This is a genomic window from Sphingopyxis sp. GW821-FHT12F08, from assembly GCF_058806755.1.
The window spans coordinates 348,698-364,569 of the sequence record NZ_JBXAQA010000003.1 but is presented as its reverse complement, the minus strand read 5'-3'; the positions used below and the strand labels follow the sequence as shown (position 1 = coordinate 364,569).

General features: G+C 66.7%; 20 protein-coding genes. 4 read left to right on the top strand and 16 right to left on the bottom strand.

Annotation, left to right across the window (positions count from 1 at the left end):
• The 3 genes from AC1RNQ_RS10635 to pgsA are packed head-to-tail and all read right to left on the bottom strand — an operon-like array spanning position 1 to position 1,271.
• Complete coding sequence (locus AC1RNQ_RS10635) at positions 1-441, bottom strand: molybdenum cofactor biosynthesis protein MoaE (RefSeq protein ID WP_493171107.1); 441 nt, start codon at positions 439-441, stop codon at positions 1-3.
• Positions 438-695, bottom strand: a complete 258-nt coding sequence (moaD, locus tag AC1RNQ_RS10630; RefSeq protein ID WP_493171106.1) for a molybdopterin converting factor subunit 1 — start codon at positions 693-695, stop codon at positions 438-440. The genes AC1RNQ_RS10635 and moaD overlap by 4 nt, the downstream gene beginning before the upstream one ends.
• Before the next feature lie 3 nt (positions 696-698).
• Positions 699-1,271, bottom strand: a complete 573-nt coding sequence (gene pgsA, locus AC1RNQ_RS10625) for a CDP-diacylglycerol--glycerol-3-phosphate 3-phosphatidyltransferase (protein WP_493171105.1) — start codon at positions 1,269-1,271, stop codon at positions 699-701.
• Positions 1,272-1,405: 134 nt separating this feature from the next.
• Here pgsA and AC1RNQ_RS10620 point away from each other — a divergent pair, with 134 nt between their 5' ends.
• Positions 1,406-2,743 (top strand): MFS transporter, encoded by a 1,338-nt coding sequence (locus AC1RNQ_RS10620; protein WP_493171104.1) that lies wholly within the window; start codon positions 1,406-1,408, stop codon positions 2,741-2,743.
• A 158-nt stretch (positions 2,744-2,901) separates the two neighbouring features.
• On the opposite strand, the gene AC1RNQ_RS10615 is transcribed toward AC1RNQ_RS10620, so the two are convergent.
• From AC1RNQ_RS10615 to nadC, 3 genes are all read right to left on the bottom strand, one after another.
• Positions 2,902-3,135, bottom strand: a complete 234-nt coding sequence (locus tag AC1RNQ_RS10615; protein WP_493171103.1) for a hypothetical protein — start codon at positions 3,133-3,135, stop codon at positions 2,902-2,904.
• A 105-nt stretch (positions 3,136-3,240) separates the two neighbouring features.
• Positions 3,241-3,960: a ribonuclease T2 family protein gene (locus AC1RNQ_RS10610; RefSeq protein WP_493171102.1), complete on the bottom strand. Its 720-nt coding sequence runs from the start codon at positions 3,958-3,960 to the stop codon at positions 3,241-3,243.
• Positions 3,947-4,792, bottom strand: a complete 846-nt coding sequence (gene nadC, locus AC1RNQ_RS10605) for a carboxylating nicotinate-nucleotide diphosphorylase (protein WP_493171101.1) — start codon at positions 4,790-4,792, stop codon at positions 3,947-3,949. The genes AC1RNQ_RS10610 and nadC overlap by 14 nt, the downstream gene beginning before the upstream one ends.
• Before the next feature lie 106 nt (positions 4,793-4,898).
• Between nadC and AC1RNQ_RS10600 the strand changes: the two genes are divergently transcribed.
• On the top strand, positions 4,899-6,023 hold the full coding sequence (locus AC1RNQ_RS10600) for an NAD(P)H-dependent flavin oxidoreductase (protein ID WP_493171100.1): 1,125 nt from the start codon (positions 4,899-4,901) through the stop codon (positions 6,021-6,023).
• A gap of 30 nt (positions 6,024-6,053) precedes the next feature.
• Here AC1RNQ_RS10600 and AC1RNQ_RS10595 read toward each other — a convergent pair whose 3' ends face one another.
• Positions 6,054-6,506 carry a peptidylprolyl isomerase gene (locus tag AC1RNQ_RS10595; protein WP_493171099.1) on the bottom strand — a complete coding sequence of 151 codons (453 nt, stop codon included), beginning with the start codon at positions 6,504-6,506 and terminating at the stop codon, positions 6,054-6,056.
• 144 nt (positions 6,507-6,650) lie between these two features.
• Between AC1RNQ_RS10595 and mgtE the strand changes: the two genes are divergently transcribed.
• Positions 6,651-8,081, top strand: coding sequence for a magnesium transporter (gene mgtE, locus AC1RNQ_RS10590; protein ID WP_493171098.1), 1,431 nt, complete (start codon positions 6,651-6,653; stop codon positions 8,079-8,081).
• Positions 8,082-8,335: 254 nt separating this feature from the next.
• Positions 8,336-8,431: an entericidin A/B family lipoprotein gene (locus AC1RNQ_RS10585; RefSeq protein WP_443029374.1), complete on the top strand. Its 96-nt coding sequence runs from the start codon at positions 8,336-8,338 to the stop codon at positions 8,429-8,431.
• Positions 8,432-8,445: 14 nt separating this feature from the next.
• Here AC1RNQ_RS10585 and tatC read toward each other — a convergent pair whose 3' ends face one another.
• The 9 genes from tatC to AC1RNQ_RS10540 all read right to left on the bottom strand — a co-directional run bounded on the left by tatC (position 8,446) and on the right by AC1RNQ_RS10540 (position 15,796).
• Positions 8,446-9,255 (bottom strand): twin-arginine translocase subunit TatC, encoded by an 810-nt coding sequence (tatC, locus tag AC1RNQ_RS10580; RefSeq protein ID WP_493171097.1) that lies wholly within the window; start codon positions 9,253-9,255, stop codon positions 8,446-8,448.
• A complete protein-coding gene (gene tatB / locus AC1RNQ_RS10575; protein WP_493171096.1) occupies positions 9,252-9,629 on the bottom strand; it encodes a Sec-independent protein translocase protein TatB in 378 nt (125 codons plus the stop codon). Before tatB ends, tatC begins: the two co-directional genes overlap by 4 nt.
• A gap of 29 nt (positions 9,630-9,658) precedes the next feature.
• The gene (locus AC1RNQ_RS10570) at positions 9,659-9,889 is read right to left on the bottom strand and encodes a twin-arginine translocase TatA/TatE family subunit (protein ID WP_493171095.1); all 231 of its coding nucleotides are present in this window, start codon (positions 9,887-9,889) and stop codon (positions 9,659-9,661) included.
• 69 nt (positions 9,890-9,958) lie between these two features.
• Positions 9,959-10,552: an SMC-Scp complex subunit ScpB gene (gene scpB, locus AC1RNQ_RS10565; RefSeq protein WP_493171094.1), complete on the bottom strand. Its 594-nt coding sequence runs from the start codon at positions 10,550-10,552 to the stop codon at positions 9,959-9,961.
• A complete protein-coding gene (locus AC1RNQ_RS10560) occupies positions 10,549-11,334 on the bottom strand; it encodes a segregation and condensation protein A (protein WP_493171093.1) in 786 nt (261 codons plus the stop codon). Before AC1RNQ_RS10560 ends, scpB begins: the two co-directional genes overlap by 4 nt.
• 16 nt (positions 11,335-11,350) lie before the next feature.
• Complete coding sequence (gene nagZ / locus AC1RNQ_RS10555) at positions 11,351-12,358, bottom strand: beta-N-acetylhexosaminidase (RefSeq protein WP_493171092.1); 1,008 nt, start codon at positions 12,356-12,358, stop codon at positions 11,351-11,353.
• A gap of 105 nt (positions 12,359-12,463) precedes the next feature.
• Positions 12,464-13,258, bottom strand: coding sequence for an SPOR domain-containing protein (locus AC1RNQ_RS10550; RefSeq protein WP_493171091.1), 795 nt, complete (start codon positions 13,256-13,258; stop codon positions 12,464-12,466).
• Entirely contained in the window at positions 13,258-14,985 is a 1,728-nt protein-coding gene (gene argS / locus AC1RNQ_RS10545; protein WP_493171090.1) for an arginine--tRNA ligase, read from the bottom strand. Before argS ends, AC1RNQ_RS10550 begins: the two co-directional genes overlap by 1 nt.
• A gap of 139 nt (positions 14,986-15,124) precedes the next feature.
• Positions 15,125-15,796 (bottom strand): hypothetical protein, encoded by a 672-nt coding sequence (locus tag AC1RNQ_RS10540; RefSeq protein WP_493171089.1) that lies wholly within the window; start codon positions 15,794-15,796, stop codon positions 15,125-15,127.
• Between the last annotated feature and the right edge of the window lie 76 nt (positions 15,797-15,872).

Below are 15,872 nucleotides of genomic sequence, written 5' to 3'. Positions count from 1 at the left end.
CTACTCCCACCTTTCAGCGCGCTTGTGATCCCCCTCGCGCTGCTCGACCCACGCCATTCGCCCGTCCCCGAACGTCTCGCGCTTCCACAGCATCACATCGGTCTTCAGCCGGTCGATCAGGAATTCGACCGCCGCCAGCGCCTCGGCGCGGTGCGAACTGCTCGCGAGCACCAGCACGATCGTCGCGCCCGGCGCCATCGCCCCGACCCGGTGGATCAACGTCAGCGCGCCCAGGCTCCAGCGCCCGCCCGCCTCGGCCGCCAACGCCTCCAGCCCGCTTGGCGTCAGCACCGGATGATGGTCGAGGAACAGCTCGACGAGCCCATCGTCGCCGCGCACCCGCCCGACAAAGCTCGCGCTCGCGCCATGCCTGCCCGCATCATGCGCCGCATATTCGGCCGCGACGTCGATCGCGCCACTCTGGATCGCGACGCGGATCATCCGCCCGTCACCGGCGGAAACAGCGCGACCTCGCCGCTCCGCGGCACCACCGCGCCCGGCCCCGCCATATGCCCGTCGACCGCCGCGCGGATCCGCGCCGGCTCGGCAAAGGCCCGCGCCCCCGCGTCGTCTCGCGCCGCGAGCCAGGCGATCAGGTCGGCGACCGTGCGCACATCGTCGGGCAGCGCCACCGACTCCTCACCGGTCCCCATCCGCTCGCGCACCCAGGCGAAATAGCTGAGCTTCAGCGCCATGGTTCAATCCATATGCTTCAGGCCGACGCGCAGATAATCCCAGCCGGTGATCAGCGTCAGCACCGCCGCGCCCCACAGCGAGGCAAGCCCTACCGTCTTGATCCACAGCATCGCGGGCAAGGCCCCCGCGAGGATCAGCGCGCCGAAGGCGACGAGCTGGAAAGTCGTCTTCCATTTGGCGAGCTGGGTCACCGGCATCGACACCTGCAAGGTCGCGAGGAATTCGCGCAGCCCCGACACAATGATCTCGCGCAGCAGGATCATCAGCGCCGCGATGACGTGATAACCGTCGATGTCGCGCGTGAAGACCAGGAGCAGGATCACCGCGGCGATCATGATCTTGTCGGCGATCGGGTCGAGGAACGCGCCCAGCCGCGACACGATCCCGCGCGAGCGTGCAACATAGCCGTCAAAATAATCGGTAATGCCCATCAGGCAATACAGGCCGAAGGCCAGCGCATAGTCGATCGGCTTCGGCTGGTGCGATCCTTCGACCACGCCCGGCCACAGCAGGAACAGCAAGATGGGAACCGCCAAAATACGCGACAAAGTCAGGATGTTCGGAAGGCTGAGCATGACCCCTGTTTCCCGCTCGCGCGGCCTTTAGGCTTTGACCCTGCCCGCCCTAGCCGATAAGCCCGCCGGGCGACAACCATATTGCCGGGGGGACGTTGGATGATCGCGCGATTTTTGACGGGATGGAACCACGCATGACCGGCTCTTTTGCGCTGTTGAAGCAACGCCGGTTCCTGCCCCTCTTCGTCACCCAGCTGCTCGGCGCGTTCAACGACAATCTGTTCAAGAACGCGATGGTGCTGTTCGTCGTCTATGGCGTGTTCAACGACGAAGCCTCCGAAACCATGTTCAGCGCGGTCGCGACGGCGCTGTTCATCATCCCATTTTTCCTCTTGTCGGCGCTCGCCGGGCAGCTCGCCGATACGCGCGACAAGGCGCGGATCATCCGCATCGTCAAATTCTGCGAGATTTTGATCATGCTCGTCGGCGGGATCGGGCTCGTCCTCGCCTGGCTGGGCTTCGCAGTGCACCTGATCGCGATCCCGCTGATGATGCTCGCTTTGTTCGCGATGGGCATCCACTCGACCTTCTTCGGCCCGATCAAATATGCGATCCTGCCGCAGCATCTCAAAAGCGACGAGGTTCTCGCGGGCACGGGCCTGGTCGAGGCCGGCACCTATATCGCGATCCTAGCGGGCACGATCCTCGCGGGAGTGATCGAGGTCGAATGGGCCGCGCTCGGCGTCGTGCTCGTCGCGGCGCTCGGTTACTGGACCGGCCGCAAGGTCCCGCCCGCGCCGCCCGAGCATGAGGAACATGGCATCGACTGGCACATCGTGCGCTCGTCGATCGCGCTGGTGCGCGGCACGATGCACATCCCGCGCCTCTATCTCGCGATCCTGTCGATCAGCTTCTTCTGGACGATCGGCGCAGTGCTGTTCATCCAGTTCCCGCCGCTGGTGAAGAATATCCTCCACGCCGACAAGAGCGTCGCCAGCCTGTTCCTCGCCATCTTCTCGATCGGCATCGCGATCGGCTCGGTCGCGGTCAACCGCCTGCTCAAGGGTCAGGTCTCGGCGCGCTACAGCCCCGCCAGCGTGCTCGTGATGGGCGGCTTCGTCCTCGCCTTCTACTGGGTGTGCCGCAACTGGGAGCATGATCCCTCGGGGGTGATGTACGGCATCGACGGCTTCCTCGGCCACGCCGACGTGATCCCGCTGCTCGCCGCGCTGCTCGGCATCGCGATCAGCGGCGGCATGTTCGTCGTCCCGCTCTACGCCTTCCTGACCACGACCGTGCCCAAGGACCAGACCGCGCGCACCGTCGCCGCGAACAATATCGTCAATTCGGGCGCGATGGTCGCGGGCTCGTTGCTCGCGATCGGGCTCGGCCTCGTCGGCGTCGGCGTCGTCGACCAGCTGCTGATGAGCGCGGTGATGTGCATCATCTCGGCCTGGCTCGCGGTCAAGCTGCACAAGGCCTGCGACCATGTTCCGGGCAAGGCGGACGAGGACGGTGAGGTTCGAGTTTGAGGGCTCGGTTTAAATGATTCCCCTCCCTTTTAGGGAGGGGTTAGGGGTGGGTAGCGAGCGTAGCGAGCAAGAAGCAGAGCGCCGCCTTCGGCGGCACACCCACCCCCAGCCCCTCCCTTGCAGGGAGGGGAGTTAAGGCCTGTGCCCGCGACCGGGCATCACATCAAAAACACCATCGTCGCCGTAAAGAACATCAGGAAGCTCTGCACGAACAGCTTCAGGTCCGATCCCCTGAAGACCTTCACCGGCTCGCGATGCTGGCGGATCGCCTGGCGCAGCGCGCCTTCCCAATCGGCAGGCGCGCTCATGCGCGCGATGACCAGCTGACGCTGGCCATGGTCGCGGATACGGTCGCGGATGTCGATGCGAAGCTCGGGGTCGAAATCGTCCATGCCCCGCAGGCTAGGCCGATGTTAACGAGTCGATAAGGTTAAAAAGTCGTTAACGCCCGGCACCTTCCCGAGTGTCCCGCCCCGGGACGCGCGTGCGCCTCCGGATTAACCCGGCATCGGGCGGACACGCACCGTCCTTTTGTCCGCCAACCCGCGCTGGAAGCTCTCACAGCGCCGCAGCTTCATGCGCGGGCCGAGGCAGAAGCGGACCTCCTTCAGCCACCCCTTGTCGTCGGCCGATACCGCCAGCATTTCGGGCCGGATTCCCTTGTTCGCCGCGACGAACGCCGCGCGGATCGACCCCGCGGTCTGCGGCCTGGCGGCCAGCTTGCCCATGTCGGGAAAGCGCACCGCGCGGAACAGGATCGCCCCCGCATTAAAGTAGGACGCGGGATTCGGGCTCATGCACGTCCCGTGCTTCGCCCATTCGTGCTGCAGCAGTTGCGCCGACGGCGTCATGCACAGATGCTGTTTCAGCACCGGCTGCGGCACGATCTTCGCGGGGCGGCACCATTGCGGATAGCCCGGCGTCGCCGCCTCGGGCCACAACCCGTGCAGCACCCAGCCGAAGCGGCCATTCTCGCCCGAACATTGGAAGCGGTCGCGTACATCCTTCGCATTCCGCACCCCCGCGCAATGCTGCGGCGACCAGCTGAGGCTCAGCAGATAGCCCGCGGTCGGCGGCGTCCGCACCGGCTCGCCGCGCTTGGGCTGTTCGAGCCGCGGGACGGGCACGCGGTCGGGCGCCTTGCAGGACCGGGCCTGCGCATGCGCGGCGGTGGGGGCGAGCGCGAGCAGCGCCGCAGCGGCGCTAAGCCAGCGCAAAATCGAGCCCGATATCCGCCGCGGGCGCCGACTGGGTCAGCCGCCCGACCGACACATAGGTCACCCCCGTCGCGCCGATGGCGCCGATCGTGTCGAGCCGCACCCCGCCCGACGCCTCGGTCGGCACGCGCCCGGCGACGATCGCGACCGATTCGCGCAGCATCGCCAGGTCCATATTGTCGAGCAGCAAATGCGTCGCGCCGGCGCTCAGCGCGGGCTCGACCTGGTCGACGCGGTCGACCTCAACGATGATGTTCGCGATTCCCGCGTCCACCGCGCGGCGCACCGCTTCCTCGACCGAACCCGCGACCGCGACATGATTGTCCTTGATCATCGCGGCGTCCCACAGCCCCATGCGATGGTTCGTCGCGCCGCCCATCCGCGTCGCATATTTCTCGAGCACCCTCAGCCCCGGGATCGTCTTGCGCGTGTCGAGCAGGGTCGCCTTGCCGCCCAACGCATCGACATATTGCCGCGTCAGCGTCGCGATTCCCGACAGATGCTGCACGGTGTTCAGCGCCGACCGCTCGGCGGTCAGCATCGCGCGGGCATTGCCCGACAGCCGCATCAGGTCGGTCCCGGCGGGCACCTGCGCGCCCTCTTCGACCAGGATTTCGATCGCCATGGCAGGATCGAGCGCACGAAAAAAAGCTTCGGCGATCGGCAAACCCGCGACGATGATCGCATCGCGGCTGTCCATGACGCCCTCGAAACGCGCCTCGGCGGGGATCACGGCCATCGAGGTGACGTCGCCCCCCGCGCCCAGATCTTCGGCAAAAGTGCCACGGACAAAGGCGCCCAAGTCGAAACCGTTCAGGGAAAAATCGCTCATGCCGCCCGCGATAAAGGCCCGCCCACGCAAATCAACTTGACGTTTACGTAAACTAGCGCTGACATGCACGCTCCGTGGCACTTTCGCCAACATCCGGAGAAATTCGATGCTGTCCCCCATTTGCGCGATGCTCGGCATCGAATTCCCCCTCCTCGCCTTCTCGCACTGCCGCGACGTCGTCGTCGCGGTGTCGAAGGCGGGCGGCATGGGCGTCTTCGGCGCCGCCTCGCTCCCGCCCGAACGGCTTGAGGAAGAACTGGCGTGGATCGACCAGCATATTGGCGGCCGCCCCTATGGCGTCGACCTGATCGTCCCCAACAGCTTCGCCGGCAAGGGCGAGGAAAAGCCCGCGCGCCCCGCGATTCCCGACGAGCATAAGGCCTTTGTCGCGGGCCTCCTCGAAAAGCACGGTGTCGAGAGCGACGGCCTTGGCGGCGCCAGCTCCAGCCTCGGCGACAATATGAGCGACGCCGGCGCCGCCGCGCTGCTCGAAGTCGCATTTCGCCATCCGATCGGCCTGATCGCCAACGCGCTCGGCGTGCCGCCGCCGCTGATGCTCGAACTCGGCAAGCGGGGCAACGTCCCCGTCGCGGCGCTCGTCGGCACCCGCGACCATGCGCTCGCACAGGTCCGCGCCGGGGTCGACATCCTCGTCGTCGCGGGCGGCGAAGCCGGCGGCCATTGCGGCGAGGTCGCGACGATGGTGCTCGTGCCCGAAGTCGCGGCGGCGGTCGAGGCGGTCGGCGCGAACACGCCGATCCTCGCCGCGGGCGGCATCGTCACCGGGCGCCAGATGGCCGCGGCGATGGCGATGGGCGCGCACGGCGCCTGGACGGGCTCGGTGTGGCTGACCACGGCGGAGGCCGAGACCAACCCGGTGGTGAAGGAAAAGATGCTCGCCGCCTCGTCGCGCGACACGGTGCGCTCGAAGAGCCGCACCGGCAAACCCTCGCGCCAGCTCCGCTCGCCCTGGACCGACGCGTGGGAGGCCGAAGGCGCGCCCAAACCGCTGCCGATGCCGCTGCAGTCGCTGGTCAGCGAACCCGCGCTGCGCAAGGTCGACAAATTGTCCGAAGGCGGCCACGAGGGCGCGAAGCATCTCGCGACCTATTGGGTCGGCCAGGGCGTCGGGCTGATGAACGAGGCAATGGGCGCCGGACAGGTCGTCCAGGAATTCAAGGCCGACTGGATCGCCGCATGCGAACGGCTGAACGGCTTTATCGGCGACTGAAAAAATCCCCGCCGAAGCGGGGATTTTCCTTTATTCGCTGACGGTCGCTTTGACGATCTTGCCCGGCTCGCGCGGCGGCTCGCCCTTGGGCAGCGCGTCGACATTCTCCATGCCTTCGACCACTTCGCCCCACACGGTGTACTGCTTGTCGAGGAAGCGCGCATCGTCGAAGCAGATGAAGAACTGGCTGTTCGCGCTGTTCGGATTCTGCGAACGCGCCATCGAGCACACGCCGCGGACGTGCGGCTCGGCGTTGAATTCCTGCGGCAGGTCGGGAAGCTTGCTGCCGCCCATGCCGGTGCCCGTCGGGTCGCCGCCCTGCGCCATGAAGCCGGGGATCACGCGGTGAAAGACGACATCGTCGTAGAAACCTTCGCTGGCAAGCTGGCTGATGCGCTCGACGTGCAGCGGCGCCAGGTCGGGGCGCAGGCGGATGACGACGTCGCCGGTCGACAGCGACAGGGTGAGGGTCTGATCGGTCATGAAAAGCTCCTGTGAAAGGGGATTGGCGGTCCCATAGCCAAGGCCGGCGCAGATGCCACGCAGAAATTACGCCCGCCGTTGCCTTATGCTGGGCGCGGCACTAGGGGGAGGCAGAGACACCGCACAGCCAGGGAGGACCGCGCGATGGACAAACGCGAAGATTCCCTGCCCCCCGACGACGTGCTCGTCGACGCGGCGACCCCCGAAACCGAACTCGACGAGGACGACCGGCTGAAGCCCGAATTCGTGCGCGATGTCATCGAGCTGGCCGAGGCCGGCGAAGGCGAAGCCGCGCGCGAACGCATCGGCCGCCTGCACCCCGCCGACATCGCCGACCTGTTCGAACTCGCGCGCGCCGACGAGCGCCCGATGCTCGCCGCGGTCATCGGCGACCTGCTCTCCGCCGACGTGCTCGCGGAAATGAACGATTATGTGCGCGAGGAGCTGATCGACCTGCTCGCGCCCGAGCAAGTCGCCGAACTCGCCGCCGAACTCGATACCGACGACGCCGTCGCGATCATCGAGGACATGGAGGAAGACGAGCAGCAGGCGGTGCTCGAGGCGATGGAGCCCGAGGATCGCGCCGCGATCGAGGACGCGCTCTCCTTCCCCGAGGAAACAGCCGGCCGCCTGATGCAGCGCGAGTTCGTCGCAGTGCCCGAACATGTCACCGTCGGCGACGTCATCGACCGGCTGCGCGAAGACACCGACCTGACGAGCGATTTCTGGGAAATCTTCGTCGTCGACCCGAAACACCGGCCGGTCGGCACCTGCCAGCTCAGCTGGATCCTGCGCACCCCGCGCGACATCGCGATCGGCGACGTGATGAAGCGCGAACAGACCTTGATCCCGATCGACATGGATCAGGAAGAGGTCGCGCTGCGCTTCCAGAAATATGCGCTGATCTCGGCCGCGGTCGTCGACAAGGCCGGGCGTCTCGTGGGCATGATCACGGTCGACGACGTCGTCCACATCATCCAGGAGGAAGCGGGCGAGGATATCCTCCGGCTGTCGGGTGCCGGCGACGGCGACATCAACGAACCGATCCGCGAAACCTATAATGCCCGCGTGCGCTGGCTGGTCGCGAACCTCGGCACCGCGCTCGTCGCCTCGTCGATCGTCGGTTTCTTCGGCGGCGCGATCGAACAGATGGTCGCGCTCGCGGCGCTGATGCCGATCGTCGCGGGGGTCGGCGGCAATGCGGGGACGCAGACGCTGGCAGTGACGGTGCGCGCGCTCGCGATGAACCAGCTCACCGATTCGAACAGCTGGCGCGCGATCTTCCGCGAGATGAAGATCGCGCTGCTCAACGGCGGGACGATCGCGGCGATCGCAGGGGTCGCGACCGCGCTGTGGTTCGGCAACCCGCTGCTCGGCGGGGTCATCGCCGCCGCGATGGTCGTCAACATCTTCGTCGCCGGGGTCGCGGGGGTCGCGATCCCGCTTTTGCTCGACCGGCTCGACCAGGATCCCGCCGTTGCGAGTTCGATTTTCGTGACGATGACGACGGACTCGATGGGCTTTCTGGCCTTCCTCGGGCTTGCGGTCGCCAGCGGGCTCACCGCCCTCGGCTAACAAGGCGCTGGAATCGCAAGCGATTCATTTGAATCGAAAAAAATCATCGGTAGTGATTTTTTTTGGGAACTTATCCGCTGCTCTGGTCGTTTCCCATTTGAGCAGCGGTCATCGCCCCCCCGCAGCGCTGCTCAGCAACATTGGCCCGGTGCGCATTCCCTCCCCCCCCTCGAAGCGTGCCGGGCCATTTTGCATCTGGTCCCAAAACAAGGTGAAGAACGATGTCGAGTTTTCGCGTAATCATTCTGGCGTTGATGGCGAGCTTTCTGGTCGCTGGCTGCAACACCGTTAAGGGTGCCGGTCGCGATATCGAATCGGTCGGCAAGGCTGGCGAAGACGCGATCGACTGATCGCGGCTCTCCCGCTATTTGGCCTCTTCGAGAGGCTCGACAGGCGCCGTTTCGGCGCCTGTTTTGCGTCGGCGCTGGGTGAACCAGATCGCGAAGATCGACAGCTCGTAGAGCAGGATCAACGGCACCGCGAGCAGGAACTGGCTGAGGATGTCGGGCGGCGTCGCGACCGCGGCGATCGCAAAGGCCGCGACGATCATGTAGCGCCGCGCCGACACCAGCTGTTCGCGCGTAACGATCCCCGATCGTTCGAGCAGCATCAGCAGGATCGGCAGCAGGAAGCAGATGCCGAACGCCATGATGAACTGCATGATGAAGCTCAGATAATTGGCGACCGAGGGCAGCGCCTCCTGCTGGATACCGCCGAGATCGCCCTGAAAGCCGAGCAGGAATTTGAGCGCGACGGGCACCGTTACGAAATAGGCGAGGCAGGCGCCCGCCGTGAACAACACCGGCGTCGCGAAAATGAATGGCAGCAGCGCGCGCTTTTCCTGGCGATACAGCCCGGGCGCGACGAATTTCCACAGCTGGTTGGCGATCACCGGAAAGGCGATCATCGTCGCCGCGAACAGCGCGACCTTGATCTGGACGAAAAACGCCTCGAACAGCTGGGTGTAGATGATCTTGCCCTGCCCCGCCGCGACGAGCGGCTGGACGAGGATGCGGAAGATATCCTCGGCGAAATAGAGGCAGACGCCGAACGCTATGGCGATCGCCAGGAGCGACTTGAGCAGCCGCGAGCGGAGTTCGACCAGATGGTCGAGCAGCGGCATCTTGCCGCCGGCGCCATCCTCGTCCGACGTCACGGGACCTTCCACGCTCATGGCAGCGGGCCATCCTTCGGCGGAACGACATGCGTTTCGGGCGTCGCCTCATCGCCGGGCGCGCCAGCGTCTTCGTCCTTCACCGGTTCGGGCAAGGCCTTGGCGATCGACACCGCGGGCGGCGTGTCGTCGTCGACGCGCGGGAATTCGCGCATGATCGCCTCATTCTGCGCGCGCCATTGCTTTTCCAGCTCCTCGAGCTCGGCCTCGCGCATCATCGTGTCGAGGCCGGCGCGGAAGTGGCGTGCCATGCCCTTCGCCTTGCCCATCCATTTGCCGACGAAGCGCATCGCCTTGGGCAGGTCCTTGGGGCCGATGACGACCAAGGCCACCACCACCACGAGAAGCAATTCCGTGGGCGCAACGTCGAACATCTAGTGCGGCTTCCCGGCAGGCGGAGCGGTCAGAGCTTGTCGTGCTCGTTGGTCGGCGTGGCCATGGGGGTGGCGTCGGGCGCGCGCTGGCCTTCGAGATGCTTGGGCGCCGGGGGTGTCTCGTCTTCCGACATGCCCTTCTTGAAGCTTTTGATGCCCTTGGCGACGTCGCCCATCATGTCCGAAAAACGGCCCTTGCCGAACAGCAGCAGGACCAGAATCCCGACGATCAGCCAGTGCCAGATGCTCAAACCACCCATCTCAAATCTCCTTGAGCCGCCCATATAGGGGCTAGCCCTGCCGAATGCACGTCTGTGATTGAAAAAACGTCAGGCCTCTTCGCCGTCCTTGACCAGGTCCAGCTCGCCCATCGCCTCTTCTAATGCCAGATCCACCGGGTCGAGCAGACCCGCTGCGCGCAGATCTTCGATACCCGGCAGATCCTTGCGGCTGCTAAGCCCGAAATGCTGCAAAAATGCGTCGGTCGTCTTGTAGATCAGCGGCCGCCCGGGAACCTCGCGGCGCCCCGCGGGCGCGATCCATTCGGCCTCCATCAGCACGTCGAGCGTGCCCTTCGAGGTCTGCACCCCGCGGATCGCCTCGATCTCGGCGCGGCTGACCGGCTCGTGATAGGCGACGATCGCCAGCACTTCGGACGCCGCGCGCGACAGCTTGCGCGGATCGTCGCGCTCGCGGCGGAGCAGATGCGCGAGGTCGGCTGGGGTCTGGAAATGCCAGTGCCCGCCGCGCTCGACCAGCTCGATCCCGCTCCCGGCATGGCACGCCGCGATCGCCTGGATCGCCGCCTTGACCTCGGCCACCGGGATTTCCTCGGCGAAGCGCGCCGCGACCTGGCGCGCGTCGAGCGGCTCGTCGCTGGCGAACAGCATCGCTTCTATCGCGCGTTCGCGGTCGTCGATCATGGCGCTTGTTGTCCCATTTGGGCAGCCCTCAGATAAAGCGGTTCGAACGGCGCGTCCTGTTTCAGGTCGACGCGCCCCTGCCGCGCGAGTTCGAGCGCGGCGACGAAGCTGGACGCGATCGCCGAGCGGCGCAAGGGCCCGTCATAGTCGGGCGGCAGGAAATCGGCGAGTTCGGCCCAGTCAAGCTTGATCCCGATCAGCCGCTCCAGATGATGAAGCGCCGCATCGAGCGTAATCACCGGCCGCCGCGCGACCATATGCACGACGGGCTCGGTGCGCGCCTTCACCTGGCCATAGGCCGCCAGCAGGTCGTAGAGGCTGGCGTCCCAGCGCCGCAGCTTGACGTCGCGCAGCCCCTCGGGCCTGGACCGCAGGAACACGTCGCGCCCGATGCGGTCGCGCGCGAGCAGCCGCGCCGCCGCCTCGCGCATCGCCGCCAGCCGCTGGAGCCGCAGCTGCAGCCGCAGTGCGAGTTCGTCGGGCGACGGCTCCTCGAGCGGATCCTTGGGCAGCAGCAACGCGGACTTCAGATAGGCGAGCCACGCCGCCATCACCAGGTAATCGGCGGCAATCTCCAGCTTCGCGCGCATTTCGGCGATGAAGCCCAGATATTGCTCGACGAGCTGGAGGATCGAAATCTGCCGCAGGTCGACCTTCTGGCTTCGCGCCAGCGTCAGCAGCAGGTCGAGCGGCCCCTCCCAGCTGTCGAGGCTGAGTTGCAGCGCGTCCTCGCGCTCGCTCGCTGCCGGCGCCACATCATAGTCGAGCGGCAGTTCCTCCATTCGGGTCAGGCCCCCATCACGCGAGCGCCAGCAGCGCGTCGCGCTGGTCGACGAGCATCGCGAACTGGCGCTCGTCGTGCGTGCCCGCGATGCGGTCCATCGCGCCTTCGAGCCGCGCGCGCGATACCGTGCTGATCGGGTCGAGGCTGTTGGCGATGCCGATCATGTCGTCCATCTTGCCCCAGCAATTGAGCGCGATGTCGCAGCCCGCCGCGACCGCCGCGGCGGCGCGCGACGGAACGTCGCCCGACAGCGCTTCCATGTCGAGATCGTCGCTCATCAGCAGCCCGTGGAAACCGATGCGCTGGCGGATCACGCTGTCGATCACCAGCGGCGACAGCGTCGCGGGGCGGTCGGGGTCCCAGGCGGTGAAGACGACGTGGCAGGTCATCGCCATCGCCGCGTCGCGCAGCGCCGCGAAGGGCGCAAGGTCGGTCTGGAGATCGCGGTCGAGCGCGTGCACGACGGGCAATTCCTTGTGCGAATCGAGCAGGGCGCGGCCGTGACCGGGGATATGCTTGACGATGCCGACGACACCCCCGTCCTGCAGCCCGCCGAGGATCGCGCGGCCCAGCGCCGCGACGCGCATCGGCTCGCTGCCGAGCGCGCGGTCACCGATCACATCGCTCGCGCCCGGCTGGCGCACGTCGAGCAAGGGCAGGCAATCGACGGTGATCCCGACTTCGGACAGCATCGAGGCGAGCGCCATTGCGTTGAGCCGCGCCGCCTCGATCGCACTCGCGGGCGCGCGCTCATAGAGCGCGTCGAACGCCGCGCCGCTCGGGAAATGGGGCCATTCGGGGGATTTCATGCGCGCGACGCGCCCGCCCTCCTGGTCGATCAGGATCGGCAGATTCTCGCGCCCGTCGAGCTCGCGCAGGCTGTCGGTCAGCCGGCGCAATTGCGCGCGATTTTCGATGTTGCGGCCGAAAAGGATATAACCCGCGGGATCGCTGTCGCGGAAAAAGGCGCGCTCGTCGTCGGTGAGGGTCAGGCCCGAGAGGCCGAAGATGGCGGGTATCATGCGTCGATCTCCATCGGCCGGCGCCCCCTCGAGCGGCAACCAATGCTGGAATGATGGCATGACAAGGTTACCAACCCAACGCCCCCTGCGGCAGGGCGGGCCGAATCAGCGGACGACGACGCAATTTTCACCGGCAACGCGCAATTTTCCGCACAGGCTCTGCGCATTGGCGGCGGTTCCCGCCACCGCGCGGAGGCGATAGACCTTGCCGCTGTCGACCGTCGCCGGCGACACCGATTTGCCGAGCCCCGACAGATAGGCGAAGCGCTTGGTGAGGTTGATCCACGCCTTGGCCGCGGCTTCCTCGCTGCTGAACGCGCCGAGCTGGATCATCGCCGACCCCGCCGGGGCGGGCGCCGCCTTGGTCGCAGCACCGGCGGTCTTGACCGAGGTCGCGACCGGCTTGCCCTTGTCGACCGCCCCGCCCTTCGCGGGCGCAGCCTTGGCTGCCGCCGCCTTGGCCGCGACCGCTTTGTCGGCTTCGGCTTTTTTCAGGGCCTTGGCCGCGGCTTCGCGCTCCGCAGGGGTCGCCGCCGGCTCTTCGGGCATGCGCGTCGGATCGACCTTGCCCGCGGGCAGCACGCCTTCGCTCGCGGCGAAGCTCGCGTCGCCTTCGCCCTCGAAGGTCTTGGCGGCATCGTTCTTCGGCGCGACCTTGTAATCGCCTTCCTGCGCCGCGATCAATTCGCCCTGCCCGCGCGCGCCGCCATTCTGGATCCACCACAGCCCGCCGAGCACCGCGCCGATCAGGACCAGGCCGCCGAGCACCAGGACGAGCAACCGGGTCGGCGAGACCTCCCCATCCTCCTCATATTCGTCGGCGGCTTCGAGCCAGGGCAGCCGATCCTCGTCGTCGAGCCCCAGTCCGGCGTCCTTCGCGGCGTCCTTGTCCTCGGCCATCAAAGCATCTCCTCGAGTGCTTGCACCCCCATCAAGTGGAGCCCGTTACGAAGTACCTGCCCGATTCCATCGGCCAAATAAAGGCGAGTCGCGGTCAATTCGGCGTCACCCGCAATAATGACCCGCGCCTCGGGCCGGTCGTTGCCCATATTCCACCAGGCGTGGAAGGCGGCGGCGACCTCGCCGAGATAGAAAGCGATGCGGTGCGGTTCGCGCGCCGCGGCCGCCGATTCGACGATCCGCGGGAATTGCGCGAGCAATTTGACCAGCGACAGCTCATGCTCTTCGAGCCGCGCGGGATTCGGCTCCGCAGGCGCGACGCCGGCGTCGGCCAGGCGGCGCTTGAGCGACGCGATCCGCGCATGGGCGTATTGGACGTAGAAGACCGGATTGTCGCGCGACGCCTCGACCACCTTGGCGAAGTCGAAATCCATCTGCGCATCGGCCTTGCGCGTCAGCATGGTGAAGCGCACCGCATCCCTGCCGACCTCGTCGACGATGTCGGCCAGCGTCACGAAATTGCCCGCGCGCTTCGACATCTTGAACGGCTCGCCATTCTTGAGCAGCCGGACCATCTGGACCAGCTTGACGTCGAACTTCTTCCGGCCCTCGGTCAACGCCGCGACCGCGGCCTTGATCCGCTTGACCGTCCCGGCATGGTCGGCGCCCCAGATGTCGATCAGCTCGTCGGCGTCCTGGCTCTTCTGGAAATGATAGGCGAGGTCGGCACCGAAATAGGTCCAGCTGCCGTCCGATTTCTTGATCGGCCGGTCCTGATCATCGCCGAACTGGGTCGAGCGGAACAGCGGCAGCTCGACCGGCTCCCAATCTTCAGGGGTCTCGCCCTTCGGCGCTTCGAGCACGCCGTCATAGACAAGATCGTGGTCGCGCAGCCATTGTTCGGCGTCGGCGGGCTTGCCCGCGGCCTGCAACTCGGCCTCGGACGAGAAGAGGTCGTGGTGGATGCCGAGCTTGGCGAGGTCGGCGCGGATCATGTCCATCATCGCGCTCACCGCCTCGGCGCGGAACAGGCCAAGCCACGCGCTTTCGGGTGCCTCGACGAAGCGCGTGCCATATTCGGTCGCCAGCTTCCCGGCGACAGGGATCAGATAATCGCCGGGATAGAGCCCCTCGGGGATCGCGCCGATAGCCTCGCCCAGCGCCTCGCGGTAGCGCAGGTGCACCGAGCGCGCGAGCACGTCGACCTGCGCGCCGGCGTCGTTGACATAATATTCGCGGATCACCTTGTGCCCGGCATATTCGAGCAGCGCGGCGAGCGCGTCGCCGACGACCGCGCCGCGGCAATGACCGACGTGCATCGGCCCGGTCGGGTTCGCCGAGACATATTCGACGTTGACGATGCGCCCTGCGCCCATCGCCGAGCGGCCGTAATCGCCCGCATCGGCGTGGATCAGCGCCAGTTCGGCGCGCCAGCTGTGATCGGCGAGGCGCAGGTTGATGAAGCCGGGGCCCGCGACGCTGGCCTCGGTCACCTCGTCCAGCACGCCGAGTTCGGCGACGAGCAGGTCCGCGAGCGCGCGGGGGTTCATGCCCGCGGGTTTAGACAGCACCATCGCGGCGTTGGTTGCTACGTCGCCGTGCGACGCATCGCGCGGCGGCTCGACGCTGATCGAGGCGCGATCGAGGCCGGCAGGGATCGCGCCCTTGGCGGCGAGTGCGTCGAGAGCGGTGCCGATATGGTCGGTGAAACGGCTGAACAGGGTCACGGGCTTAGGCCTATCTTTGATCATAGTGCTGGCGCGCGCCCTATAGCAGCTTGGGCAACGCGAAAAGCCCTGCGTCGCCCAGTGGCGCCGCAGGGCGAAGCGAGAGGCGAACGGCGCGGTTAGCGCGCCGCCGCAAATCCTATCGTCGGACGTTATATTCGAGCTGTTCCTGCGTCAGCTGGAAGCCGACGAGCAGTTCGAAGCTCGCGCGCTGCACCGCGGCGCGCACTTCGGGGACGCTCAGCGGGTCGATCGCGGCATCCTGGTCGCCGGCTTTGCGCTTGCGCGTGATGCGTTCCATGATGTCGGCGGGCAGCGTCGCTGCGGCGCGGTCGACATAGGCCGAGGCCTGGCCGCGGCCCGAACCGCGGATCTGGCCGTCGGCGAAGGTCACGGTGACGTTGCCGATGCGCTTTGCGACGACGGCAGTGCCGCCCTGCACCACGGTCGAGAAATAGGGGATGGTGACCGAGCGCGCCGGGCCGGCGTCGCGGCGCGTCGCGACGACGTCGAAGCTCGCAAGCTGATATACCTTTTCGCCGCTGTCGTTGCACTGCGGGGTCAGGTTGGTAATCGTCGCCACCACGTCGATCGCCGCGGCGTCGCGGCTGGTCGCGGGGTCGAACAAAGTGACGTCGCCGGTGTGCATCGGCACTGCGACCGCGGGGCAGGCCGAGCGCGTCGCGGTTATGCCGACACCCCCCGACAGGTCGATCTCGTTGTCCTTCGCGCAGCCCGCCACCGTCGCCACGGCCGCCGTGCCGCACAGGACGGCGAAAAACTTGTGCGACGGGGACGAAATGCGATTCATAAAGGCAGGCTTTCCAACTGGGCCGGAGCGACGAGGACGAACAATCCCTGCTCCATGCGCGCCGCTTCTTATCGGG

Excerpts from the sequence above, each read along its gene's own strand:
- AC1RNQ_RS10615 (WP_493171103.1), bottom strand. The coding sequence starts at position 3,135 with ATGGACGATTTCGACCCCGAGCTTCGCATCGACATCCGCGACCGTATC.
- tatB (WP_493171096.1), bottom strand. The coding sequence starts at position 9,629 with ATGTTCGACGTTGCGCCCACGGAATTGCTTCTCGTGGTGGTGGTGGCC.
- AC1RNQ_RS10540 (WP_493171089.1), bottom strand. The coding sequence starts at position 15,796 with ATGAATCGCATTTCGTCCCCGTCGCACAAGTTTTTCGCCGTCCTGTGC.
- pgsA (WP_493171105.1), bottom strand. The coding sequence starts at position 1,271 with ATGCTCAGCCTTCCGAACATCCTGACTTTGTCGCGTATTTTGGCGGTT.
- AC1RNQ_RS10585 (WP_443029374.1), top strand. The coding sequence starts at position 8,336 with ATGGCGAGCTTTCTGGTCGCTGGCTGCAACACCGTTAAGGGTGCCGGT.
- mgtE (WP_493171098.1), top strand. The coding sequence starts at position 6,651 with ATGGACAAACGCGAAGATTCCCTGCCCCCCGACGACGTGCTCGTCGAC.
- moaD (WP_493171106.1), bottom strand. The coding sequence starts at position 695 with ATGGCGCTGAAGCTCAGCTATTTCGCCTGGGTGCGCGAGCGGATGGGG.
- AC1RNQ_RS10635 (WP_493171107.1), bottom strand. The coding sequence starts at position 441 with ATGATCCGCGTCGCGATCCAGAGTGGCGCGATCGACGTCGCGGCCGAA.
- AC1RNQ_RS10560 (WP_493171093.1), bottom strand. The coding sequence starts at position 11,334 with ATGGAGGAACTGCCGCTCGACTATGATGTGGCGCCGGCAGCGAGCGAG.
- scpB (WP_493171094.1), bottom strand. The coding sequence starts at position 10,552 with ATGATCGACGACCGCGAACGCGCGATAGAAGCGATGCTGTTCGCCAGC.
- nadC (WP_493171101.1), bottom strand. The coding sequence starts at position 4,792 with ATGAGCGATTTTTCCCTGAACGGTTTCGACTTGGGCGCCTTTGTCCGT.
- AC1RNQ_RS10600 (WP_493171100.1), top strand. The coding sequence starts at position 4,899 with ATGCTGTCCCCCATTTGCGCGATGCTCGGCATCGAATTCCCCCTCCTC.
- AC1RNQ_RS10595 (WP_493171099.1), bottom strand. The coding sequence starts at position 6,506 with ATGACCGATCAGACCCTCACCCTGTCGCTGTCGACCGGCGACGTCGTC.
- AC1RNQ_RS10550 (WP_493171091.1), bottom strand. The coding sequence starts at position 13,258 with ATGGCCGAGGACAAGGACGCCGCGAAGGACGCCGGACTGGGGCTCGAC.
- tatC (WP_493171097.1), bottom strand. The coding sequence starts at position 9,255 with ATGAGCGTGGAAGGTCCCGTGACGTCGGACGAGGATGGCGCCGGCGGC.
- AC1RNQ_RS10570 (WP_493171095.1), bottom strand. The coding sequence starts at position 9,889 with ATGGGTGGTTTGAGCATCTGGCACTGGCTGATCGTCGGGATTCTGGTC.
- nagZ (WP_493171092.1), bottom strand. The coding sequence starts at position 12,358 with ATGATACCCGCCATCTTCGGCCTCTCGGGCCTGACCCTCACCGACGAC.
- AC1RNQ_RS10620 (WP_493171104.1), top strand. The coding sequence starts at position 1,406 with ATGACCGGCTCTTTTGCGCTGTTGAAGCAACGCCGGTTCCTGCCCCTC.